The organism is Haloferax sulfurifontis, assembly GCF_014635105.1.
GTDB lineage: Archaea > Halobacteriota > Halobacteria > Halobacteriales > Haloferacaceae > Haloferax > Haloferax denitrificans.
Window position 1 is genome coordinate 372,424 of record NZ_BMCI01000005.1, and the last position, 22,867, is coordinate 395,290.

Below are 22,867 nucleotides of genomic sequence, written 5' to 3' on the forward strand. Positions count from 1 at the left end.
ATTCGAGCATGCCGAACTTTATGTGTATCAGCCGTCGCATTACAAACGTAAGGATGTAATATATGGGATTTTCACCTTGTCACTTCGTCCCAGACTCGGCTCCATTCGTTCGTCACTCTCGAACTTTATATCCTATCGCCGGTCCGAGCTCGGGGGGAACGCCATAAATTATAACAATCATTGAATATGTTATCTATTCGAGTAATACGCTCATGAAACCTGATAGGAGAACGTTCCTCCGCGTGCTCGGAGCCGGGAGTATCGGTGCGGCGACGACTGGCCTCTTCGGCGGCAGTGCCGCGGCCGCGACCGTGATTACGATGCAGGGCGGCGGCGACGACATCTGGGGCACTGCCGACGCGTGCCACTACTACTACACGGAGTTGAGCGGCGATTTCGACGTCGCCGTCCAGAACACCGGCATCGACAACGTCGAAAGCTGGACGAAGGCGGGTCCGATGGTCCGCGAGTCGCTCGACCCCGAGTCGAAGAACGTCATGGTCCGCCGGCGACCCAACGGCGAGGCGTCGATGCAGTATCGACCCGAAGACGGCGCTGAGACGGAGAGCGTCGGCGGCACGCCGGCCGACTGGCTCCGCCTCAAGCGAAGCGGAGACACCATAGAGACCTCCCACTCCACGGACGGCGAGACGTGGACGTCGATTAACACGCTCGGAGCCGACGACATCTCGCTGGGCGACAGAGTCTACGTCGGACTGGCGGTCACCAGCCACCTCTCGGGGACGCTCGCGACGGCGACGTTCCAGAGCCTCTCGGGGGTCGACCCCGACCGGAACCGCGATATCGGCGACGTCGAAGTCGCGGGGAGCGTGGAGAACACGACGGGCGTCCCGCTCGTCTCGACCGGCGACGTGACCGACATCGGCCCCGGGTCCGCCACGCTCACCGGCGACCTCGGCGACCTCGGCGGTGCCGACTCCGCAGAGTGTTACTTCGAGTACCGGGAGGTACCCACCGAGTCATGGAAGACCACGGATTCGACGGAACTCACCTCGTCGGGCGCGTTCAGCGTCGACGCCGACGACCTGACGCGGCGTCGCTACTACGAGGTTCGCGCGGTGGCGGACACGGCCGACGGCGACACCGCTCGGGGCGCGGTGTCCACGTTCAGCACGCCGAACCCGTCGAACAGCAACGTTCCCGACCACGCCGGCCCGGACAGCGCGTCCCACTTCGGTCCGAGCGACGGGTTCGCCGAGGCCGCACCGTGGCTCGACGACGACACCCCGGTCATCGTGATAACCGAGCCGACCCGCCGCCAACTGGAGAAGGCGGTCACCGTCGACGGCGAGCGACTGGTCGTCTTCGAGACCAGCGGAACGATCGACCTCGGCGTGCGCGACCTCTCGATTCCGTACGACAAGTGCTACATCGCGGGCCAGACCGCGCCCTCGCCGGGGGTCACGTTAGTCAAGGGTCGGGTGAATATCGGGGCGAGCGACTGCGTCCTCCAGCACGTTCGAGTCCGACTCGGCGACGCGGGCATCGAGGACGCGACCGAGGACTGGGCGCTCGACACGGTCAACACGGCCGACGAGACGACGAACAACGTCATCGACCACGTCTCCGCCTCGTGGAGCGTCGACGAGTGCCTCTCGGTCGGCTACGAGACCGCGGAGACGACCGTCTCGAACTGCCTCGTCGCCGAGGCGCTCGACGACTCGGTCCACCCGAAGGGCGAACACGGCTACGGGTCGCTCATCGGTAACGACGCGAAGAACGTCGCCATGCTGGGGAACGTCTGGGCGTTCAACACCGACCGCCATCCCAGACTCAAGGAGGGAACCGAGAGCGTCGTCGTCAACAACGTGATGTACGACTTCGAAGACGGCACCTGGCTTGACCCCGACACCGAGGCGAGCATCGTCGGCAACGCCTACCTCCGACCCAACTCGGACAAGGCGAACGTCTTCACCGAGGACGGCGTGGACACCGCCGTGGCGCACCTCGAAGACAACCTCACCGACGGCGACGTGCCGATGGTCGACGAGAACGTGACTGTCGTCGATGAACGGCCGCTGTGGCCCGACGGACTGACGGCGATGTCGTCGGCCCGGACGCTCGACCACGACCTCGCGAACGTCGGCGCGCGCCCGGCCGACCGGACGGCGACCGACGAGCGAATCCTCGAAAACGTCGAAGCCGGGGAGAGCTACCTCGTCGACAGCCAGGAACAGGTCGGCGGCTACCCGGACCTTCCGGTCAACAGCCACGAACTGAACGTTCCCAACGGCGGGACTCGCCCGTGGCTCCGGTCGTGGTCTCGTCGGGTCGAGACGCCGTCACACTAACCGCACGGGGCCGACGCACCGTCTGCCACCGCATCGTCCGCCGAAGACTATCTTGCTTGCACCCGAACATTTTTAAATTATTTTCGGTGAACTACGTGTATGGGTGCGAACATCGGATACATCGGTATCGACCACCACCACCGGGACCCCTACTTCGCGGTCGCGAGCGAGTTGGACGCGACGATTACCGCGGTCTGCGAGCCCGGCCGGCGGGTCGACGTGGAGAACATCGCGGCGATGGACGACCGGCCCGACGAAATCACGACCGAGGGACAGGACATGGCGGACCTCGTCGGCGGCGCGGCGGTCTACGAGGACCCGCACGAACTCGTCTCCGACGCCGACGTCGACGTGGCGTGGATAACCTACCGGAGCGACGAGACGCCGGCAATCATCGAGAGCGCCGTCGAGAACGGCGTTCACGTCGTCAGCGAGAAACCCATCGGTCGGACCGCGGACGACCTCGAAGCCATCGCCGAGCGGGCCAACGAGCTCGGCGTCACCGTCTCGCCGACGATGTACTACCGGCGCAACCCCGTGGCGATGACGCTTCGCGACCGGGTCTCGGAGGGCTTCTTCGGCGACGTGTGGACGCTCGACGGCCGCTTCAACGCCAGCCAGCTCTCCTACCGGGACACCGACCACTACCTCTACGACCGGGAGACGAGTCGCGGCGGCGCGCTCCAGTGGATCGGCCCGCACTGGGTCGACGTGATGCCGTGGATTCTCGACGACCCCATCGCGCGGGTGAACGCCCGGTTCCACGACGCGGTCGAGGCGGACGTGGAAGCGGGGGCCGTCCTCCAGTTCGAGACCGAAAGCGGGACGCTCGGGACGTACCACACCGGCTACTACCTGAGCGACCGCGGCAAGGACACGCACCTCGGGCTCTACGGCACCGAGGGACAGGCGCTGACGCCCCTCCACCACGACTCGCTACAGCACGAGCCGACAGTCCCGCTCGACATCACCTCGGAGCATCCCGACTGGACCGCCGCGCCGAAGCGGACCGTCGAGTTCGAGTTCACTTACGACCGGTTCCCGGCGTGGGGCGACTTCGTGCAGGACTACTTCGAGGACTACTTCGCGGGCTACGAGACGGGCGACGTGCCCGCGACGGTCGACGACGCCGTGCAACTCCTCCGCGTCCTCGACGCGGCCTACGAGTCCGGCGAGCGCGGCGGCTGGGTCGACGTCGAGGGATGACTCCGGTCGCCGCCGCCCGGACGCCGTCTCGCCGAGCCCGCGCCCGCCCAGTCGTTCGACCATCATGAACTTTAAATATATAGACGAAAATATTGGTGTATGGCAACGGATGACTCGCCCAAGACGCTCCGGACGACCGCCACCTCGATAGAGATTCTGAAGCAACTCGAGGAGATAGACGGCGCGCGAGTCTCCGAAATCGCAGAGCGGATGGACAAGCCCAAGAGCACGATTCACGGTCACCTCGCGACGCTCAAGCAGAAACAGTTCGTCATCAAGGAGGGCGATTTCTACTTCATCGGACCGGAACTCCTCCGACTGGGCAATCAGGTCAGAACGCGGGAGCCGGCGTTCGTCCTCGCGCGGCAGTTCACCGAACGCCTGTTCGAAGAGACCCGCCTCCGGTCGATTTTCACCGTCGAGATGGGCGGGAAGGCCGTCTTCCTGCACACCGCTTCGGGGAGCAAGATGGGCTGGTCCCACGAGCAACTCGGCAACCGGTTGTTCCTGCACAACACCGCCGTCGGGAAGGCGATTCTCGCGGAACTCCCGGAACCGCGCATCGAACAGATAATCGACCGGTGGGGCCTTCCACAGGAGACGGAAAACACCACCACCGACCGCGGGGAACTGTTCGAGGAACTAGCGCGCGTCCGCGAGCAGGGCTACGCCGTCAACCGCGCCGAGAACTTCAACGAACTCTACGCCATCGGCGTCGCGGCGACGCGACGCTCCGGCGACGTTATCGGCGGGTTCAGCGTCACGGGACCGGCCCACTCGGTGACCGGCGAAGACCGGAAAGCCGAACTCGCACACACGGTCAAGGACATCGTCAGCGAGTTCGAACTGGAACTCGCGCTGGCGTGAGCGCGGTCGACGCGGACCGACTGATACGCCTCGCTCGCGGAACCGACCCTGTCGACTGCGGCGTTCGTCATGCTCGAACCTTATACAAAGCCGATACCGTCCGTCCGGTCTCGCCAACTTTGCCAATCTCCTCGCGGTCCCACAGCGGATTACGGCCGTAAGGGTGTAAACGACGGGCCGTCCGCCGCGTACCGTGTCGATGCTCGCCGAGTCGTGATTCAGTGGTGAGTTTCCGCGGATGCGCGGACGACACGGAAGACGTTGCTGTCGCGGAATCTGTGGCTGTTCGATTCGGTCTGTTCGACGCAACGGGGGCGCGCTATTGTACGGTTCGTTCTATTCTCCCCGCCCACGCTCCGGGCGAGAGGGCGTTCGGACATTACAAACAATCGATTTCGACGACTACGACTGCGTGTTCATGTTGATGTTGACCTCGATGACGTTCGCCGACTGCGTGACCAGTTTCGGAACGTGTTCTTGGAACTGCTCGCCTTGCAGGAGGCTGGTCGGCCCCGACACGCTCACCGAGCCGAGCACCTCCCCGCTCGGGTCTTCGATTGGCGCGGCAATCGCGCGAAACCCTCTGATCTCTTCTCCGTCGTTGTACGCGTAGCCCCGCTCGCGTATCTGTTCGAGCTCCTCGAACAGTGTCTCCCGGTCGGTGATGGTGTTTTTCGTCTGTGCCGGAAGCCCGCGTTGCTCGATAATCTCGTCGACCCGCGTGTCGGGCGACGCGATGGAGTCCGGGACCTGTCAGCTCCTGTTCGAAGTCGGCCCGTACTACCGCGACGGCCCTACGGCATCGTCGTTCTTGGAGACGGTTCCCGTCCGCTTCGTCATCGACGATGCCAGCGAGCACTACCACGTTCCCCTGTTGCTGTCGCCGGGGAGCTACACGACGTATCGGGGAAGCTGAGAACGCCGACTGGGGCGATGGTTCGATGCCCCGACACGAACGCCAGAACGAACTACCAAATTATTGATAATATGGCGAATATACTAGATCAAATACCAATTTCGCGGCTGGACAACGGACGCACGCGTCGCTGAGAGCGTCGGTGGACTCCCACCGGTGCCGAGATGCGGTATCCGGACACAAACGACGCTTAATCGCCGTACTCGACGAAAACGACCGCACTGTCGCGACCGATTCGAACACCACTGAGGTGCCGTCACTCGTGCCGCCGTTCGTACCGACGACGCGAGAATCGCTTCGAACGCATACGTATCTGAAACTCCGGCTCTCACGGTCTCGAACACTGATTCTGAGTTCTTCCTCGCCTGCTGGTCCCGTCGAGCCGGGCGTATCGACCGACCCGTTCACTCTCACCCTGCGTGGAGACATATGACGGAACCCCGCGCATATTTATCAGGATTTTATTATATACTGAATTCACAAGTGAATCGCGTCGAACGACTGTTGGTTCGCCGCCTACTCGAAGCCGGCCGCCGTCTCCTTCCCGGTGTCGGTTCCCCGGTACGCGGCCACCACCTTTTCGTCCGAGGAGTCGCTATCGCCGACGCCATGGGCGTGATGAGCAAGCTTCGACGGTTGCTCGGACTCGTAGAGGGCCACGAAGACGAAGTCGCCAAACAGGTCGGAAAGCGAACGAAGGTGAGCGAAGGGAAGGCCAAGAAAGGCATCGAAAAGGCGACTGACGCAGTCAAAAACGGCTCTGACGCCGGCTCGGGCGACCGGAGTAGCTACTGACTGGTGGTGGTAGTGGTGGTGTGACGGGTCGTGACGGGCGGTCGCCCTGGGGACAATCGGTCGCTCGCAGTTCTCGCGGACCACTCATAACGGTCGGGCCCGCACGTCGAGTATGTCCGAATCTCACGCGCCGTCGCTCGACGGGCGAGTCTTCAAATCGGTCGCCAACGACGAGGGCGGCGACGTCGGCGACGACACCTACTTCTGGTTCGACCAGTCCGACGACCTGCTTCACGCGACGTACCGCGGCGGAACCGTCAGGCTGGGCCACCTCGTCGGCCGCCACCTCGGCGACACGCTCGACTTCCGGTACTCCCACGTCACCGAAGACGGAACCACCGCGACCGGCCACTCGACGGACCGTATCGAGCGACTGGAAGACGGTCGCCTCCGCCTCCACGAGGACTGGTCGTGGGACTCGAAGCCGGGCTCCGGGACGAGCGTCCTCGAAGAACTCACCGATGAGGAACGGGCGGAACTCGCCCCGTCGCCGGCGTTGTTCGGTGAGCGGTAGCACGGGCGCGCGCTGGGCCCTACTGCGACCCGGTGGCTTCGACTGGCTCGTGCGGGTTCGAGTCGCCGCGGTCGTCGTCCGCCGGGTGAGACGAGTGATAGACCGCGTTCCCGTCGTCGTCGAACAGGTGGAGGCGTTCCTCGTCGAACGCGAGTGCCACCGTTTCGCCCGACTCGACCGCGCTCCGGGGTTCGGCCTTCACTTTGAGTTCGGCCCCGCCGAGCGTGCAGTGGACGAGTAGCGCGTCGCCCAACGGCTCGGTCACGTTGACCTCCGCTTCGATAGCCGGGGCGTCGCGGGCGCGCCCCGAGACGAGGGAGATATCCTCGGGTCGGACGCCGAACGTGCCGCTGGAGCCGACTGCGCCCCCGGTGGGAACGTCGTTCCCGTCAGCGTCTGGGAGCGCGAGTTCGAACCCCTCGCGCTCCACGACGAGGGTGTCCCCTCGGTCGCGGATTTCGACGGGCAGGACGTTCATCGCCGGCGTTCCGATGAACTCGGCGACGAACCGGGTCTCCGGGTAGTCGTAGAGCCGTTGCGGCGGGTCGACCTGTTCGATTCGGCCGTCGTTGAGGACGGCGACGCGGTCGCCGAGCGTCATCGCCTCGGTCTGGTCGTGGGTGACGTAGACGGTGGTCGTCCGGAGCGTTCGGTGGAGTTCGAGCAGTTCGGTCCGCATCTCTACGCGCAGTTTCGCGTCCAAGTTCGAAAGCGGCTCGTCGAGGAGGAACACCTCGGGTTCGCGCAGGAGCGCGCGGCCGATTGCGACCCGCTGGCGCTCGCCGCCGGAGAGTTCCTTGGGCTTGCGGTCGAGGAGGTCGGTGATGCCGAGCGTCTCGGCGACTTCCGCGACCGCCTCGTCGTGGTTCGACCGGTCGAAGAGCCCCGAGTCGAGGCCGAACGTCATGTTCTCCGCGGCCGTCATGTGCGGGTACAGCGCGTAGTTCTGGAACACCATCGCCACGTCGCGCTCGTCGGGCGGGTGGTCGTTGACGACGGTGCCGCCGATAGAGAGCGTGCCGTCGGTGATCGATTCGAGCCCGGCGAGCATTCGGAGCGTCGTCGACTTGCCGCACCCCGACGGGCCGACGAAGACGAGAAACTCGCCGTCGTCGACCGCGAGGTCGATACCGTTGACGGCCTTCACGTCGCCGAAGTGCTTCGTGAGAGAGTCGAGTCTGAGATGTGTCATGGATTACTTCTGTTGTATTGCGAACGTTTCGAGGAGCGGGCGATGCAACGCGACGAGGACGGCGAGCGGCGGGAGGAGCGCGATGACGGCTCCGGCCATAATGAGCCCCCATTGGGTGAGGCCGGACTGGCTCGCGCCTTGGAGGAATTTGATACCGACCTGCACCACCTGCTTGGACTGGTCGCTGACGACGATGAGGGGCCAGAGATACTGGTTCCACGCGTAGATGAACGTGATGACGGAGACGCCGGCAATCATCCCCCTCGACATGGGTATCAGCACGCGGACGAGGAACGAAAGCGGGCCGACGCCGTCGAGGCGAGCGTTCTCCACAAGCGACTCCGGAATCGACATGAAGTGCTGGCGGAAGAGAAACACCGCCGTCGCGCTGGCGATGTACGGGCCGGTGATGGACAGAAGCGAGTTCGCCCACCCGAGGTCGGCCATGAGTTGGAACAGCGGTACGATGCGGACCGGGACCGGGACCAAGAGCGTCAGCAGGATGAACGTGAAGACGGCGCGCTCGAACGGGAAGCGGTAGTAGACGAGCGCGAGCGCGGCGAGAAGCGACAGCGAGACCTTTCCCACGACGATGACGACCGACATGACCGCCGAGTTGATCATGTATCGCGTGAGGTTGTACTCCGTGAGCGCGGTCTCGTAGTTCGACAGCCCGGCGCTTCCGAGTCCGAGGTTCGTCACCTCGTACACCTCCGTGGTGGACTGCGTGCTCATGATGACCGCGAGGACGAGCGGGAGCGCGACCAGCGCGATAGCGCCCGCGAGCGCGACGTGGACGAACAGGTCGCCGTTGAAGGCGCGTTCGAGCCGGGTCCGAAGCCGACGCGACGGTGCTGTCTCTGTCGCCGTGTCTGTGTTCGTCGCCATGTCAGGCCCCGTAGTGCGCGTGCCGGTCGGAGAACCGGAGTTGAACGTACATCAAAAGCGACACGATGCCGAACAGTACCGTCGACTCCGCGGAGGCCAACCCGAGGCTGTTGAACGAGAAGGCGTCGCGGTAGAGTTTGAAGATGAGCAGGTTCGTCGCGTTGTTCGGGCCGCCGCTCGTCATGAGATCAACGAGCGGGAACGCCCCGAAGAAGGCGTAGATGGTGTTCATGACGACGAGGAACGTCAGCGTCGGCGAGATGAGCGGGAGGTAGACTCGGACGAGCATCCGCAGTCGACCGACGCCGTCGAGTCGCGCCGACTCGGTCAGCGTCTCGGGGACGTTGTTCAGCGCGGCCACGAGGAAGATGATGTTGTAGCCGAGCTGCTTCCAGACCGCGACGGCCACGAGGACGCCGAACGCGAGTGGACCGCTCGTGAACCAGTCGAGGGTGAGCCCCGTCAGGGCTTCGAGGTAGTGCGTGACGATGCCCAGCGTCGGGTGAAGCATGAACAGGAGGATGGTCGCCGCGACCGCCGTCGGGAGCGCGTACGGCCAGATGGCCGCGAGCAGGTAGCCGGTCGCGCCCGCGCGGACCTCGAACAGCAGGTACGAGATGAAAAGCGAGACGGCGAGCGTGCCGACGACGACGGCGGCGGCGAAGAGCACGGAGACGAAGAGGCTCTGTCGGTATTCGGCGGACGTTGCGAGCGCGACGTAGTTGTCGATGCCGACGAACTGCCGGCCGGTCCCCAAGAGGAGCGTCTGAAAGAAACTGAGCCGGAACGTCTCGACGGCCGGGAAGTACAGGAAGGCCACGAGAACGACCAGCGTCGGGACCAGAAGCAGGCCGGCCTGCGTCGTCGAACGGTACGGTTTGGTGAAATCGCTCATAGTGAGTGGTGTGTGATGAGTGTTGACGGGCGGTGTCGGGACGCGGTTTCGCGCGGGCGAGGCCTCGCTTCGCCGCTCAGTTCACCTTCTGGTTGTAGCCCGCGAGGGCGTCTTCGACCTGCGCGTCGATGTCGCCGAGCACGTCGTCGACGCTCCGGTCGTCGTTCTGAATCATGCTGACGTAGCCCTCCTCGACGATGGTTCGGGCTTTCGTGAACGTCCCCATGAGCGCGCCGCGGGTCGCCGGTGAGTCCTCCGTCTCGCGGAGCTGGTCGATGGCCGTGCGGAAGTTCGGGTTCTCGTCGTAGAACCCCTCGTCTTCGAGCTGGGTAATCGCCTCCTCGCGGACGGGGAAGTAGCCCGTGTTGGTGTGCCAGCGCTTCTGCTGGGCGGGTTCCGTGAGCCACGCGAGGAACTCCCCGGCGGCGTCCTGCTTGGCAGAATCGAGGCTTTTCGGGGTCCACAGCGACGCCCCGCCGATGACGACGCCCTGTCGCTGTCCCCCGGGCGTCGGGAGCCGCATCGTCCCCAGTTCGAAGCCGTTGTTCCGCGCGCCCTCGGTCATGGGGGCGATGCTCGACGTGGAGTAGCCGAGGAGCCCCGTCTTCTGGGTGAGAAACGCCTGCTGGGCCTCTGACCACGCTTCGATGCCGGGGTTGAGGTACTGTCCCTCTCCGTGGAGGTTCGCCCACCAGTCGAAGACGGTCTTCGAGGCCTCGCTCTCGAAGTGGGCCTCGGTCGCGCGCCCTGCCCGACCGTTCTCGTTGTTCACGAGCGTCTGGTTCTGCTCTGCGAGCCACTGTTCGACGAACCACGAGTGGTTCGGCCACGTCGTTCCCGTGTCGACTGCGCCCGCGTCCGTGAGTTCCGTCGAGGCGTCCAACACGCCTTGGAAGGTCGTCGGTGGGGCCTCGGGGTCGAGGCCGGCGCTCTCGAAGGCGTCCTTGTTGTAGTAGAAGATGGCGTTCGAGGAGTTGAACGGCATCGAGTGGAGCGTGCCGTCGATGCGGTAGTAGTTCAGCACGGAGTCGAGGTAGTTGTCGAAGTTCACCCGGTCTTCCGGGATGATGTCCTCGACTGGCGCGAAGACGCCGCTGTCGATGGCGAGTTGCGTCCCGATTTCGAAAATCTGCGCGATGGCGGGCGGGTTCCCGGCCTGCACCGCGGACGTCGTGGCGTTCAGCGTCTCGCGGTAACTACCCTTCTGGGTCGCTTCGACCCGGATGCCGTCCGCCTGCTGTTCGAACTCGCTCGCCAGCGAGTCGATGAGTTTGCCGATGTCCCCGCCCATCGCGTGCCAGAACTTGATGGTCGTCGTTTCCGTCCCGGACGACCCGGTTGTCTCACCGGCCGTCGTCGTCTCGGCCGAGTCACCTCCCGCGCCTTCGTCCGGTGACTGCCCTCCGTCCTGTCCACCCGTGCATCCCGCCAGCCCCGCGATTCCGGCGGCGCCGACGGTCTTGACGAACCTGCGTCGCGTGTTTCGTGTCATTCGACATCGGCCGGTTATCGGCTCCAAATTTAATTCTTTTGAACATATAACTAAATTGAACTTTTGTGTTCACAATAGTATCACGTAGCCGTTCATAGCGGGCGACAGTCCGGTCACAGCCGCGGACATCACCTCGGTCGCTCCGACTCGGCCGACCTCAGTCGTCTCTCGCTTCCCGGCGCTTGACGGCGTCCACGTCGAAGTCGTTGACCGCGCGGCTCGGTTCGAGGCCCGCCCGCTCCGAGAAGGAGTCTGCCCTGCTGGCATCACAACACTATTCGAGCTACTGGCGAAACCCGTAGCCAGTCCTATGGCTTCCCCGGACACCGACGTCTCCGACCTGGTCGACTCGCTTTCCCTCGACGAGAAGTGCTCGCTCGTGCACGGAGCGGCCGACCCCGAGGGGACGGCGACGGGCTACGTCCCCGGCGTCCCCCGACTCGACATCCCCGAGTTCAGACTCGCCGACGGGCCGCTCGGGATTCGCATCCCCGGTCGCTCGTCGACCGCGTTTCCGGCTTCCATCGCCGTGGCGTCGACGTTCGACCCCGAACTCGCGCGGCGACAGGGCGTCGCGATGGCCCGCGAGGCCAAAGCCAGCGGTCAGCACGCCGTCCTCGGCCCCGGGCTGAACCTCGTTCGCGTCCCCAACTGCGGGCGCAACTTCGAGTACTACGCCGAGGACCCCGTCGTGACGGCCGATTTCGCCGCCGCGGTCGTGGAGGGTCTCCAGTCCGAAGACGTCATCGCCACACCGAAGCACTACGTCGCCAACAACCAGGAGACGAAGCGGCTCGTCGTCAGCGCCGAGGTCGGCGAGCGGGCGCTCCGAGAGCTCTATCTCCCCGGGTTCGAGGCGGCCGTCGAGGCGGGCGCGGGCTCGGTCATGACCGCGTACAACCGCGTCAACGGGACGCACATGAGCGACCACCGGCGGCTCGTCACCGAGGTACTGAAAGACGAGTGGAGCTTCGACGGCTACGTCGTCTCCGACTGGTTCGGCACCGAAAGCGCCGTCGGCGCGGCCACCGCCGGCCTCGACCTCGAAATGCCGGGCATCTCGCTCGAAGCGCTCCACGAGGCGTTCGGAATCGACCCCGACGCCGAGATGCTGGAGGAGGGCGACGACGAGAGCATCCCGGCCGGCGAGACGACGACGCCCCGGTTCGCGACCGAACTGAAAGCCGCGGTCGAGTCCGGCGCGGTCCCGGCCGACCGCCTCGACGACATGGTCGCGCGAATCCTCGGGCAGATGGCCCGAATCGGCCTCCTCGACGGCGACTGGGACGACGGCGGCGCGCTCGACGCGCCCGAACACCGCGACCTCGCCGAGACGCTCGCCGCCCGCGGCACCGTCCTCCTGAAGAACGACGACGGGGCGCTCCCGCTGTCTGACGACGCCGACGTCGCGCTCGTCGGCCCCGGCGTCGCGGAGGCGATGCTCGGCGGCGGCGGCTCCTCCGAAGTCACTCCCGCCCGCGAGGTCTCGGCGCTCGCGGGCATCCGCGCCCGAACCGACGGCTCGGTCGTGTTCGAGCCCGGCGTCGAACGCGTCGTCACGCCCTCGTTCTTCGACGACGAGAGCGCGGACGCCGCGGGCGACGACGAGGACGCTGGGGACGACTTCCCCGGCGGGAAGACGCCCGACATCGACGCGGCGGTCGACTGCGCCCGCGAGGCCGACGTCGCGGTCGTCGTCGTCAGGGACGCGACCACGGAGGGCGCGGACCGGGAGACGCTCCGCCTGCCCGGCGAACAGGACGAACTCGTCGAGGCCGTCGCCGACGCCGCCGACCGGACCGTCGTCGTCGTCCAGTCCGGCGGCCCGGTCGAACTGCCGTGGCGCGACTCGGTCGACGCCGTCGTCGAGTCGTGGTACCCCGGACAGGCCGACGGCGACGCGCTCGCGTCGGTCCTCTACGGCGACGCCGACCCCTCCGGCCGCCTCCCGGTCACGTTCGCGCCCGAGGAGTCGTATCCCACGGCGTCCGAGGAGCGATTCCCCGGCGTCGACGACGAGGCGCAGTACGACGAGGGCGTCTTCGTCGGCTACCGTCACTTCGACACCGCCGACGCGGACGACGAGCCGACCTACCCCTTCGGCCACGGCCTCTCGTATGCGACCTTCGAGTACGGCGAGGCGGAGGCGCGCGGCGACGACGCGGTCGCGGTCGAGGTGACGAACGCGTCCGACCGCGACGGGAGAGAGGTCGTGCAGGCGTACGTCCGGCCGCCGACCGTCGCGGGCGTCGAGCGCCCGACGCGAGAACTCGCCGGCTACGCGGCCGTCGAACTCCCCGCCGGCGAGACCGAGACGGTCGTACTCTCGCTGTCCGAACACGCGTTCCGCAGATACGACGACTCCGAGGGCTGGACCGTCGACGCCGGTGACTACGCCGTCGAGGTCGGCCGCTCGTCCCGCGACGTCCGAGCCGAGACGACGGTGTCGAGATAGCCCTCGACCGAGCTATTCGGAGCGCTTCAACCGTTCGCGCCGCCGTTCGAACTCGTCGTCGGAGAACTCGCCGCGCGCGTAGCGGGCTCGGAGGACCGACAGCGGCCGTTCGTCGGGTTCGCTCTCCCGCCGCTTCCCGAGGGCGAAGACGAGGTACAGCGGAACCGCGAGCAGTAGCCCCATCCAGAGGAGTCCCCAGAGGCCCATCCCGCCGCCGAAGAGCCCCCAGCCACCGCCCATCGTGCCGCCGCCGTATCCGCCGCCCATGGCGGCGGCCGCGCCGGTCGCCGCGACCAGTAGCGGGACCGCAAGCATCGCGAGTCGGCAAGCAGTACGTCCGAGGTGCGTGTCACGTTGTGTTATCATTTCGAAGTAGTGAGTTGCGGTGTTCTGTCGAGGCGATTCAGCCGGTCAGGGCCGTCAGCAGTGGCCCTGTCCGTACGTTCCGCCGCTCTGCCCGTACATCCCTCCGCCCTGTCCGTACCTTCCGCCGTCGTGGTTGTCAGCCATGTACCGGGCCATCCCGTCGACGGTCACGCCCGTGTGCGACTCCATCCACTCGACGCTCTCCGGTCCCATGTGTTCGGCCATCTGCGATTCCATCCATGCCGCCCACTCGGCGGCGGTTCCGTCGGGCGGGGCCGCGTCGTCAGTCGCCGGTTCGTCGCCGTGTGCACTGACGACGGGCGCGGCGACCGCGAGTCCGACGATTGCGAGCGCCGCGAGTAGCCAGCGGCCGAGTTCGAAGTTGGTCATTGTGTTTCCTCCTCGGTTGGTCGTAGGGCCGCTCTGGGGTTATCTCGCTGGGTGTGAACCCTGCTCTGAGAGCGTTCGAGAACGTTTATACGTCGTTCTAATCGTTTTTCAGAAACGAGACCGTTCATCCGCGCCGAATTCGTCGGTGTCGGCGTTGAGCTTTCCCGCGTACTCGCAATCCGTCTCGCTTGGGCAACCCGTGGGCGAGGAGACGCCGCGGCAGTCGGCTACGGCGCTTGGTTCTGCTGTAGCTCGTCACTCGGGTAGATTCGATACGTCCGGCCCTGGCGCTCGCGGTACAGTAACCCGCGTTTTTCGAGGGCGCTCACCGTCTGGCTCACCTTGCTCTTCGAGAAGTCCGAGCGGTCCCGGAGTTCGATTTGCGTGATGCCGGGCGAGGTGAGAACCGGTTCGAGCACCCGACGCTCGTCCTCCGGCAGGAGGTCCAACACGCGAGTCCGCGGGTGTGACGCCGAGGGACTCGTCTCCTCCGATTGGCCGACTTCAGCCGGCGGCTCTGTCCGTTCACGGTCGGTCGGATTCGCCGTCTGGTCCTGAACGCGCTCGCCCGCGTCCGCACCGTTGAGCGCGTCTCGAACCGCGAGGTAGCCGCCGCCGATGACGGCCGCGGCGAGGGCTGTCCCGAGGACGTACCACAGCGGGTTCGTTCCGTGAACGGCTCCCATCGACGTACCCATGTCCATCATCGACCCCATCTGTTCGAACGCCCGCTGTCGCTGGTACGCCTGCCAACTGAGCGCTCCGCCGATGAGGACCGTGCCAGCGACGAGAGCGCCGACGACCGCGTCGGCTCGTCGCCGATTCATCCATCCCACCTCGGTTTGCCGTGGTGCTCGTTCATGCTCGGTGATTGGAGCGACACCGGTGTACCAGTTGTGATGTACCAGTTGTGATTGCTGAGTCCACACCCGCGTGCGCCCGGTGGGGTTCGGGATGCACCGTGCTGTTTCGATTCCAAGCTATCGACCGTCTCGGAGCCGCTGATTCGAAGGGAAAATCCGCATAAGCTCGGGGAGCGTACGTTTACGTGTCCGTCGGCGACTGTCTCCGTCTGGGGGATAGCCCGCTGACCGTGAACAGATAACCGAAGTCGCCTGACCGTGACGCACCGTGTCAGTCGCCGGACAGAATAATGGGGAAACGGCACCACTATCCATCCATGAGCATCCACCCAGACCACGACGGCCACGACCACGACCACGACGCTTCGTCGAATCACCATCACGGGGCCCACACGGACCACACGGGCCACGAACAGATGTTTCGGCGGCGGTTCTGGGTGTCGCTCGCGCTCTCGTTACCGGTCGTCTTCTTCAGCGAGTTCGTCCAAGGCGTCTTCGGCTACGCGGCGCCGACGTTCCCCGGAAGCGTCTGGATTACGCCCGTCCTCTCAGTCGTGGTCTTCGCCTACGGCGGTGTGCCGTTCCTCTCGATGGCTCGGACCGAACTGGGGAACCGCGAACCGGGGATGATGATGCTCATCTCGCTGGCGATTACCGTCGCGTTCGGCTACTCGATCGCGAGCCTGTTCATCGAGGGGACGACGCCGTTCTTCTGGGAACTCGTCACGCTCATCGACATCATGCTCCTCGGTCACTGGATGGAGATGCGGTCGGTCCGGCAGGCCTCCGGGGCGCTCGACGAACTGGCCGAACTCATGCCCGACACCGCCGAACGAATCACCGAGAGCGGGGATACTGAGGAGGTCCCCGTCTCCGAACTGTCGGAAGGCGACGTCGTGCTCGTCCGTCCCGGTGTGTCGGTTCCCGCCGACGGCGAGGTCGTCGAGGGCGAGTCGTCCGTCGACGAGTCGATGATTACGGGCGAGTCGCGGCCCGTCGACAAGGACTCCGGTTCGGAGGTCATCGCGGGCACGGTCAATCAGGACGGGAGCCTCCGCGTGAGAGTCACGAAGACGGGAGACGAGACGGCGCTGGCGGGAATCATGCGGCTGGTCGAGGACGCCCAGCAGTCCAAGTCCCGCACGCAACTCCTCGCGGACCGCGCGGCGGGGTGGCTGTTCTACGCCGCGCTCGCCGTCGCGGGCGTCACGGCAGTCGCGTGGGTCGCCGCGGTCGGATTCAGCGTCGGCGTCCTCGAACGCGTCGTGACGGTCCTCGTCATCGCGTGTCCGCACGCCCTCGGCCTCGCCGTCCCGCTCGTGGTCGCAATCAACACGTCCACTGCCGCCCAGAACGGAATGCTCGTCCGCGACCGAATCGCCATGGAAGAGGCCAGAAAGCTTGACACCGTCATCTTCGACAAGACGGGCACGCTCACGAAGGGCGAACAGGGGGTCGTCGCCGTCGAGACCGCGGGCGAGTGGGACGAAACCCGGGCGTTCGAGGTCGCCGCGGGCGTCGAAGGCGATTCGGAGCACATGATTGCCCGCGCCATTCGGAACGCCGCCGCCGAACGCGACGTTCGACCGACCCCGGTCTCGGACTTCGAGAACCTCCGCGGACTCGGCGTCCGGGCGACCGTCGACGTTCGACAGAGCGGCGCTCTGTCGAGCCAACCAGAACCCGAATCGGGGTCGGGTGACGGTGAGACGGTTCACCTCGGCGGCCCCAACCTGATTGAGAGACTCGGTATCGAGCGTCCCGACGAAATCGCGCCGTTCGCCGACGAGGCCGGCTCGAACGCGCAGACGGTCATCTATCTGATTCGCGGCGAATCCGAGGTCGTCGCGGCGTTCGCGCTCGCCGACGTCGTCCGCGAGGAGAGCCGGCGGGCCATCGAGGCGCTCCACGCGATGGGCATCGAGGTGGCGATGCTGACCGGCGACTCCAAGGACGTCGCGCGCGCCGTCTCTGCGGAACTCGGCATCGACCAGTACTTCGCGGAGGTCCTGCCCGAGGAGAAAGACACCAAAGTAGCGCAACTTCAGTCCGAGGGGAAACGGGTCGCGATGGTCGGCGACGGCGTCAACGACGCGCCGGCGCTCGCGCGGGCGGACGTCGGCATCGCCATCGGCTCCGGCACCGACGTCGCCATCGAATCGGGCGATATCATCCTCGTCGACAACGACCCCGTAGACGTCGTCCGGCTCGTCAAGCTCTCGAAGGCGAGCTACCGGAAGATGCAGGAGAACCTCGTCTGGGCGACCGGCTACAACGTGTTCGCGCTCCCGCTCGCCGCCGGCGTCCTCGCGCCCGTCGGTATCCTCCTGTCGCCGGCGGTCGGCGCCGTGTTCATGTCCCTGTCGACGATTATCGTCGCCGTCAACGCCCGCCGGCTCCGGGGCGTCGACCTCTCGGCGTGACGACGCCGCGTACTTCGAAGCCCCGCGCGCTTTCGCACGTAGGGTACACGCTCATTAGCCGCCGCCGCGAGTCTCGATTGCTATGCTCTCACGTGACACTGTCGCGCCGACGGTCGCGCCCCGGCCACCGGCGCTCGTTCCCCCCGGAGGTCGCTGACGTTGGCCTCCCGGACAGACCCGTACCGACAGCTACGGTTCATCCTCGAAATCGAGGGCCTCGTGACCGCCGGCTTCAGCCGCTGTGACCTCCCGTCGGCGACCTCGGCGGTCGTCGAGTACCGCGAGGGGGCGGACCCGCCGACGCCGCGGAAGCTCCCCGGGCTGAACGAGTACGGGCCGCTCGCGCTCGAAGTCGGCGTGACCGACCGCTCGCTCGAACTGTCCGAGTGGCGGACGCTCGTCGAGCAGGGCAAGATGGCCGAAGCCCGGCGCGACGCCGCGGTCGTGTTGCTGGACGCGGCCGGGAACCCCGCCGCTCGCTGGGTCTTCCGCGAGGCGTGGCCCTCGCGGTACGACGCGCCCCGGTTGGACGCGATGGCCTCCGAAGTCGCCGTCGAGCGCCTCGTCGTCGTCCACGAGGGTTTCGCGAGAATCGCGGTCGAGACGGGCGACGACGAGGGCGAGGAAGGCGAGACTGACGACGCCGACGACCCCGAGAGCGAGAGCGACGGCGGTTCGACCCCGTCGCTTCCGGACCTCGACTTCCCGGTCGGCGAGGGACTGCCCCAGGGCATCGACGAATCGCGGCTGAATCCGACCCGCGCCGGCGACGAGGCGTCGGACGAGACGTGACCGCCGCCGGGTCGGACCCCTACGGGGCGCATCGCTTTCGAGTGCGGTGCGACGCGCTCCCGAAACTCGGGCTTTCCGAGGTTCGCGGGCTCTCCGTGACGGTCGAGTCCCCGACCCGCGACGAGTCAGAGCCCGAACCGCGGCGTCCCGATGCCGGTGGACGCGGCCGTCGCCGGCGGAAGCGGTCGGGTCCGCGACCCCGCCCGCGGCCGCGCTCGCCGTCGCGCCGAGAAACCAGTTCGCCGCCGCTCGAACTCCGCCGGGGCGTCACCGACGACCGGTCGCTGTGGGCGTGGTTCCGCGCGTGGGTCGACGGCGAGACGACTCCGCAGGACGTTCGAATCTGCCTGCTCGACGCGACCGGCGAGCCGGTTCGCGGGTGGGTCTGCCGGGCGGCGACGCCGGTCAGGTGGACCGGGCCGCACCTCGTCGCCGATGCGGCCGCCGTGGCGACGGAGTCGCTCGAACTGACCCACGAGGGAATCGACGCCGTGACCGACCTCGACGAGTGCGCCGACTGAGGTTGCCCCCGCGTGTGCATCGCCTCACGGGGCGGGGTCGTTCGGCTTCACACACGTTTTTCGTCGTCGGACTCCAGTTCCGCCTCGTACTTGCCGCGGTAGTACAGCCACCCGAAGACGAGCAACGTCAGGGGAAACAACACGATGGCGACGAGCGCCGCCGGCGGAAACAGGATGAACAGCGCGAACGTCTGCCACGAGACGAGCGTGTCGCGTGCCATGCCGGAAAGAGCAACCGAGCTGTCATGTGTCTTCGGGTGCGCCCGCAGTCCGTCGAAACCGGTGTTCGGCGGGTTCTGTCGGTCGCTGTCGGCCGAGACGGGTGCGTTGGTTTCACCACCTTTTATTTGGTCCGAGACGAAGTAGCGGGAGTGACTGATATTTCAGATTCTCTTCGGCTCCTTTTCGAGACTTCGGTCGAGCGAGACGGCGACCGCTACGTGGTGTCGATTCCGAGCGAACTCGTCGAAAGCGGGTCGATTTCCGCGGGGGAGCTGTACCGCGTCGCACTGCTTTCGAGTCCGGGCACCGCGTCGGTGGCAGAGCCGCCGGTCGAATCGACGGCGGCGACGGCGACTTCGGCGGACGACGGCGACTTCGGCTCCGACGACCGGGACTCCGACGACTCGCCGTCGAGCCCCCGCGACGCGCGCTCACAGCCGCGAGAACCCCCCGTCGCGGAGGGCGACGTTCGGACCGTCATCATCGACACCCTCGGCGACCAGGGCGACGGCATCGCGAAGGTCGAACGCGGCTTCGTCATCATCGTCCCCGGCACGGACCCCGGCGACCGCGTCGAGGTCGAAGTCACCGACGTGAAACAGACCGTCGCGTTCGCGGAACCGGTCGACGGCGCGAGCAGTAACTGAGTTCCCGCGGCCGACCGCCGCCCGCTGATTTCCTCGGTTGGCATATTCCAACCGTGCCCCCATTAGGCTCGGAGCCGTAGCCGCCGACACCACGCTATGTCCGAACAAAGGTTCCGTCACGCCGCTTCTCCACGTGACGACACGCGGACCGAGTCCCGCCGAGTCGACCGCTCGGCGTCCGACTCGGGCGATGACGCCGACGCCGACACCGCCGACGTTGACCCCAGCCTCGACGTGCAGGCGCAGTCGGCGCGAACGAACCGATGGCGTCCGACTATCCGACAGGGAATCGCGCTGTGGGCGCTCATCGGGGTCGGGTGGGCGGTCGTTCCCGCCGACCATCCGGTGCAGATTGCCGTCGCCGTCAGCGGCGTGTACGCCTCGTTTCTCCTGCCGACGGCGCTCTACCTCGACTTCCGAGCGCGTCGCCCCGAATCGAGCGCCCGACGCGCCGTTCGCGAGACCGCGAGCGAACTCGTCGACCGCGCCCGCGACGCTCACCCGGGACGCGACGGTGCGTCCCGCTCGACGTGTTCGTGCAACCGCTGACGACCGTGAGACCGTTGCCGCGTCGCTCGCGACACTGACGGCCCGGACTGAAAACGAACCGAATCGAAGAGAAAAACTGCTTCTTGCGCTCGAAACGCCGGCTTAGGCGGTCGACCCGACGGTCCGCTCGCCCGACTTCTGGGTCGCTTCGAGGAGCTCGCGGTAGCGGTTCCTGATAGTCACTTCGCTGATGTCGGTCACGTCGCTCACCTCGGACTGCGTCAGTTCCTCGTCGGCGAGGAGCGCGCCGGCGTAGATGGCCGCCGCCGCGAGCCCGACGGGGCTTTTCCCGCTGTGGATGCCCTGCCGCTTCGCGTTGTCGAGAAGCGACCGGGCGCGGCGCTCCACGTCGTCGGTCACGTCGAGTTCGGAGACGAACCGCGGGAGGTATTGCGCCGGGTCGGCCGGCTTCATGTCCAGCCCCAGCTCGCGGGAGACGTAGCGGTACGTCCGGGTGAGTTCCATCTTGTCGACGCGGGAGACGCGCCGCACCTCGTCGAGGGAACGGGGGACGCCGGCCTGTCGAGCGGCGGCGTAGATGGCGGCCGTGGCGACGCCCTCGATAGAGCGACCGGGCAGTAGGTCCTCGTCGAGCGCGCGGCGGTAGATGACCGAGGCTGTCTCGCGGACCGTGTCCGGCAGGCCGAGCGCCGAGCCCATCCGCTCGACTTCGCCGAGCGCCTGCTTGAGATTCCGCTCTTTGGAGTCGCGGGTGCGGAACCGCTCGTTCCACGTCCGGAGTCGTTGCATCTTCTGGCGCTGGCCCGTCGACAGGGAGTTGCCGTAGGCGTCTTTGTTCTGCCAGCCGATGTTGGTCGACAGCCCCTTGTCGTGCATCATGTTCGTCGTGGGCGCGCCGACGCGGGACTTCTGGTCGCGCTCCGCGGAGTCGAACGCGCGCCACTCCGGGCCGCGATCGATTTCGTCCTCGCGGAGAATCTCGCCCGTCTCGGGGTCGACCCACTCGCCGTGTTGCTCGTCGTAGACGAGGTCGGTCCGCTCCGCGACCGCCGCCTCAGACGCCTCGGCTCCGTCCTCGTCCGCGTCGCGCTCGTCGCCGGACTGTCGGGCCTCGGACCCCGCCGTCGGTGCCGACTCGTCTCGCATCGAACGCCAGTCGACGTGTTTCGTGTCCATTGAGTACCAGTGTATTCCGGACACAGGGTAATGGGACCTCGTTTGGAATATGCCAAACGCGTCCGCCACCGGGGCGCGCGACCGGGAGACACCGGCCGCTCGCTCGTCGGTCGCCGCGTCAGTTATCCGCCTCTTTCGGCCGCGAGAGCTATCGGGCGGACGAAAAACGAGGTCAGCGCTCGACGCCGAAGCCCTCGTCGCGGAGCGCGGCTTCGAGGCGCTCGCCGTGTTCGCCCTGCAGTTCGATGCGCCCGTCGGTCACGGTCCCGCCGACCGCGAGCCGTCGTTTCAGGGTCGACGCGAGGGCGTCCAGTTCGTCGGTCGGGAGGTCGAGGCCGCCGACCACCGTCACGGGCTTGCCGTACCGTCGGGTATCGACGCGAATCGACGCGCGCTGGTCCGCCCGCGCGAGGTCGTCGCCGATTCCGAGGTCGTCCGGGAGGCCGGTGATGTCGCTGAATGTGTCCTTTCCCACGTCGTTGCGTACGCTTCCACGGCGTATCAGAGTGTGGTTGGAATATTCCAACCGTTCTGTAACCGTCTCCTATCGAGGTTTCGGCCCGGGAGTCGCCGGTCAGGCGCTCGCTTCGAGCTTTTCGGGGTCGACGCGCTCTTCGACTTCGGTGCCGAGCGTATCGGTGACGAACTGCCGGGCCAGCCACGCCTCGGCGCGGGTCAGGCGGTACTGAAGCGTCGAGTTCGGGATGTCGAGTTCCTCCGAAATCTCTTGGACGGTGTGTTGCCGCGGCGTCTCGTAGTAGCCGAACTCGACGGCGGCTTCGAGCGCGGCCTGCTGTTCCGGCGGGAGCCCGTCGGCCGAAACGCCCTCTTCGAGCCAGCACTCGGGTTCGCTGATGCGCTGGACGCTCAGCGAGAGGCCGTCGCTGAGGCTGTCTTTGACTTCCTCGTAAATCTCGCTCACCGTGTCGTCGTCGGAGATGAGCAGTCGCCACTGGTTTTGGGCCCCTCGGCGCTCGGCCTGCATCAGGAGGCCGTCGCCGATGTGCTTCGCGGCGACGTGGGGAATCGACTGAATCCCGTCGCCCTCCTCGCGGCAGGAGTAAACGATGCGCCCGTTCGGCGTCTCCGAGAGCACCTCGTACTCCCACTCGACGACCGGCGCGCCGCACATCCCGAGGACGCCGTTGCACCGGGTGGCCTGCTCGATGACCTCGTCGAACGCTTCGAGGGCCTCCGTCGGTCCGGTGAGACGGTCGAGCCGCCACATCGACTCGCTCGTGGCGTGTATCGCCATCGTCTTGGAGTGCAGGTCCGGGTTCTCGATGAAGAGGTCCATCACCTCGTCGACGCCCCGCTCGTACTCGACCGTGAAGACGAACTCTCGCATGGCTCTCACCTAGTCGCCCGAGGCCTATAGCCTTGGTTGGTATGTTCCAACTCCGACCGCGGTTCGGGATTCCGACT

At 66.4% G+C, this 22,867-nt stretch carries 22 protein-coding genes and 2 pseudogenes; 12 read left to right on the forward strand and 12 right to left on the reverse strand.

Annotation, left to right across the window (positions count from 1 at the left end; all coding sequences use genetic code 11):
- The first annotated feature begins 212 nt into the window (after positions 1 to 212).
- The 3 genes from IEV64_RS15255 to IEV64_RS15265 all read left to right on the forward strand — a co-directional run bounded on the left by IEV64_RS15255 (position 213) and on the right by IEV64_RS15265 (position 4,385).
- The gene (locus IEV64_RS15255; RefSeq protein ID WP_188424310.1) at positions 213 to 2,312 is read left to right on the forward strand and encodes a DUF1349 domain-containing protein; all 2,100 of its coding nucleotides are present in this window, start codon (positions 213 to 215) and stop codon (positions 2,310 to 2,312) included.
- A 99-nt stretch (positions 2,313 to 2,411) separates the two neighbouring features.
- Positions 2,412 to 3,518: a Gfo/Idh/MocA family protein gene (locus IEV64_RS15260; RefSeq protein WP_188424311.1), complete on the forward strand. Its 1,107-nt coding sequence runs from the start codon at positions 2,412 to 2,414 to the stop codon at positions 3,516 to 3,518.
- A 99-nt stretch (positions 3,519 to 3,617) separates the two neighbouring features.
- A complete protein-coding gene (locus IEV64_RS15265) occupies positions 3,618 to 4,385 on the forward strand; it encodes an IclR family transcriptional regulator (RefSeq protein WP_188424312.1) in 768 nt (255 codons plus the stop codon).
- Positions 4,386 to 4,787: 402 nt separating this feature from the next.
- Here IEV64_RS15265 and IEV64_RS15270 read toward each other — a convergent pair.
- Positions 4,788 to 5,120, reverse strand: a pseudogene (locus IEV64_RS15270) (IclR family transcriptional regulator); the annotation flags it as partial.
- On the opposite strand from IEV64_RS15270, the pseudogene IEV64_RS15275 reads away from it, so the two are divergent.
- The 3 genes and pseudogenes from IEV64_RS15275 to IEV64_RS15285 form a co-directional block, all read left to right on the forward strand.
- A pseudogene (locus IEV64_RS15275) lies at positions 5,107 to 5,301 on the forward strand (hydroxyisourate hydrolase); the annotation flags it as partial. The pseudogenes IEV64_RS15270 and IEV64_RS15275 sit on opposite strands and share 14 nt — an antisense overlap.
- 609 nt (positions 5,302 to 5,910) lie before the next feature.
- Positions 5,911 to 6,096 carry a hypothetical protein gene (locus IEV64_RS15280; RefSeq protein WP_188424338.1) on the forward strand — a complete coding sequence of 62 codons (186 nt, stop codon included), beginning with the start codon at positions 5,911 to 5,913 and terminating at the stop codon, positions 6,094 to 6,096.
- A gap of 112 nt (positions 6,097 to 6,208) precedes the next feature.
- A complete protein-coding gene (locus IEV64_RS15285) occupies positions 6,209 to 6,610 on the forward strand; it encodes an avidin-fold protein (RefSeq protein ID WP_188424313.1) in 402 nt (133 codons plus the stop codon).
- A gap of 19 nt (positions 6,611 to 6,629) precedes the next feature.
- Here the strand turns inward: IEV64_RS15285 and IEV64_RS15290 are convergent, their stop codons facing one another.
- The 4 genes from IEV64_RS15290 to IEV64_RS15305 form a co-directional block, all read right to left on the reverse strand.
- Positions 6,630 to 7,802 (reverse strand): ABC transporter ATP-binding protein, encoded by a 1,173-nt coding sequence (locus IEV64_RS15290; RefSeq protein WP_188424314.1) that lies wholly within the window; start codon positions 7,800 to 7,802, stop codon positions 6,630 to 6,632.
- Between the two features lie 3 nt (positions 7,803 to 7,805).
- The gene (locus tag IEV64_RS15295) at positions 7,806 to 8,690 is read right to left on the reverse strand and encodes a carbohydrate ABC transporter permease (RefSeq protein ID WP_004968369.1); all 885 of its coding nucleotides are present in this window, start codon (positions 8,688 to 8,690) and stop codon (positions 7,806 to 7,808) included.
- A 1-nt stretch (position 8,691) separates the two neighbouring features.
- On the reverse strand, positions 8,692 to 9,585 hold the full coding sequence (locus tag IEV64_RS15300; RefSeq protein WP_188424315.1) for a carbohydrate ABC transporter permease: 894 nt from the start codon (positions 9,583 to 9,585) through the stop codon (positions 8,692 to 8,694).
- A 76-nt stretch (positions 9,586 to 9,661) separates the two neighbouring features.
- On the reverse strand, positions 9,662 to 11,077 hold the full coding sequence (locus IEV64_RS15305) for an ABC transporter substrate-binding protein (RefSeq protein WP_049917778.1): 1,416 nt from the start codon (positions 11,075 to 11,077) through the stop codon (positions 9,662 to 9,664).
- Positions 11,078 to 11,387: 310 nt separating this feature from the next.
- Between IEV64_RS15305 and IEV64_RS15310 the strand changes: the two genes are divergently transcribed.
- Entirely contained in the window at positions 11,388 to 13,532 is a 2,145-nt protein-coding gene (locus tag IEV64_RS15310; protein ID WP_188424316.1) for a beta-glucosidase family protein, read from the forward strand.
- 12 nt (positions 13,533 to 13,544) lie between these two features.
- On the opposite strand, the gene IEV64_RS15315 is transcribed toward IEV64_RS15310, so the two are convergent.
- The 3 genes from IEV64_RS15315 to IEV64_RS15325 form a co-directional block, all read right to left on the reverse strand.
- Positions 13,545 to 13,847 carry an SHOCT domain-containing protein gene (locus IEV64_RS15315; protein WP_188424317.1) on the reverse strand — a complete coding sequence of 101 codons (303 nt, stop codon included), beginning with the start codon at positions 13,845 to 13,847 and terminating at the stop codon, positions 13,545 to 13,547.
- Between the two features lie 105 nt (positions 13,848 to 13,952).
- Positions 13,953 to 14,288 carry a hypothetical protein gene (locus tag IEV64_RS15320; protein WP_188424318.1) on the reverse strand — a complete coding sequence of 112 codons (336 nt, stop codon included), beginning with the start codon at positions 14,286 to 14,288 and terminating at the stop codon, positions 13,953 to 13,955.
- Positions 14,289 to 14,515: 227 nt separating this feature from the next.
- Positions 14,516 to 15,115: a helix-turn-helix transcriptional regulator gene (locus tag IEV64_RS15325; RefSeq protein ID WP_188424319.1), complete on the reverse strand. Its 600-nt coding sequence runs from the start codon at positions 15,113 to 15,115 to the stop codon at positions 14,516 to 14,518.
- Positions 15,116 to 15,468: 353 nt separating this feature from the next.
- Here IEV64_RS15325 and IEV64_RS15330 point away from each other — a divergent pair, with 353 nt between their 5' ends.
- The 3 genes from IEV64_RS15330 (at position 15,469) to IEV64_RS15340 (ending at position 18,887) form a co-directional block, all read left to right on the forward strand.
- Positions 15,469 to 17,574 (forward strand): heavy metal translocating P-type ATPase, encoded by a 2,106-nt coding sequence (locus tag IEV64_RS15330; protein WP_425433191.1) that lies wholly within the window; start codon positions 15,469 to 15,471, stop codon positions 17,572 to 17,574.
- Positions 17,575 to 17,733: 159 nt separating this feature from the next.
- A complete protein-coding gene (locus IEV64_RS15335; RefSeq protein ID WP_188424320.1) occupies positions 17,734 to 18,366 on the forward strand; it encodes a phage tail protein in 633 nt (210 codons plus the stop codon).
- Positions 18,363 to 18,887, forward strand: coding sequence for a phage tail protein (locus IEV64_RS15340; protein ID WP_188424321.1), 525 nt, complete (start codon positions 18,363 to 18,365; stop codon positions 18,885 to 18,887). The genes IEV64_RS15335 and IEV64_RS15340 overlap by 4 nt, the downstream gene beginning before the upstream one ends.
- A gap of 47 nt (positions 18,888 to 18,934) precedes the next feature.
- Here the strand turns inward: IEV64_RS15340 and IEV64_RS15345 are convergent, their stop codons facing one another.
- Positions 18,935 to 19,108, reverse strand: a complete 174-nt coding sequence (locus tag IEV64_RS15345) for a hypothetical protein (RefSeq protein ID WP_007274120.1) — start codon at positions 19,106 to 19,108, stop codon at positions 18,935 to 18,937.
- 150 nt (positions 19,109 to 19,258) lie between these two features.
- Here IEV64_RS15345 and IEV64_RS15350 point away from each other — a divergent pair, with 150 nt between their 5' ends.
- Together IEV64_RS15350 and IEV64_RS15355 are read left to right on the forward strand one after the other, a co-directional pair.
- A complete protein-coding gene (locus IEV64_RS15350; RefSeq protein WP_188424322.1) occupies positions 19,259 to 19,756 on the forward strand; it encodes a TRAM domain-containing protein in 498 nt (165 codons plus the stop codon).
- A gap of 96 nt (positions 19,757 to 19,852) precedes the next feature.
- Positions 19,853 to 20,305: a hypothetical protein gene (locus IEV64_RS15355; protein WP_188424323.1), complete on the forward strand. Its 453-nt coding sequence runs from the start codon at positions 19,853 to 19,855 to the stop codon at positions 20,303 to 20,305.
- A 102-nt stretch (positions 20,306 to 20,407) separates the two neighbouring features.
- Here IEV64_RS15355 and IEV64_RS15360 read toward each other — a convergent pair whose 3' ends face one another.
- From IEV64_RS15360 to IEV64_RS15370, 3 genes are all read right to left on the reverse strand, one after another.
- The gene (locus IEV64_RS15360) at positions 20,408 to 21,442 is read right to left on the reverse strand and encodes a transcription initiation factor IIB (protein WP_188424324.1); all 1,035 of its coding nucleotides are present in this window, start codon (positions 21,440 to 21,442) and stop codon (positions 20,408 to 20,410) included.
- 172 nt (positions 21,443 to 21,614) lie between these two features.
- Positions 21,615 to 21,917, reverse strand: coding sequence for a stress response translation initiation inhibitor YciH (gene yciH / locus IEV64_RS15365; RefSeq protein ID WP_007274116.1), 303 nt, complete (start codon positions 21,915 to 21,917; stop codon positions 21,615 to 21,617).
- A 99-nt stretch (positions 21,918 to 22,016) separates the two neighbouring features.
- Complete coding sequence (locus IEV64_RS15370; RefSeq protein ID WP_007274115.1) at positions 22,017 to 22,790, reverse strand: helix-turn-helix domain-containing protein; 774 nt, start codon at positions 22,788 to 22,790, stop codon at positions 22,017 to 22,019.
- Positions 22,791 to 22,867: the final 77 nt, after the last annotated feature.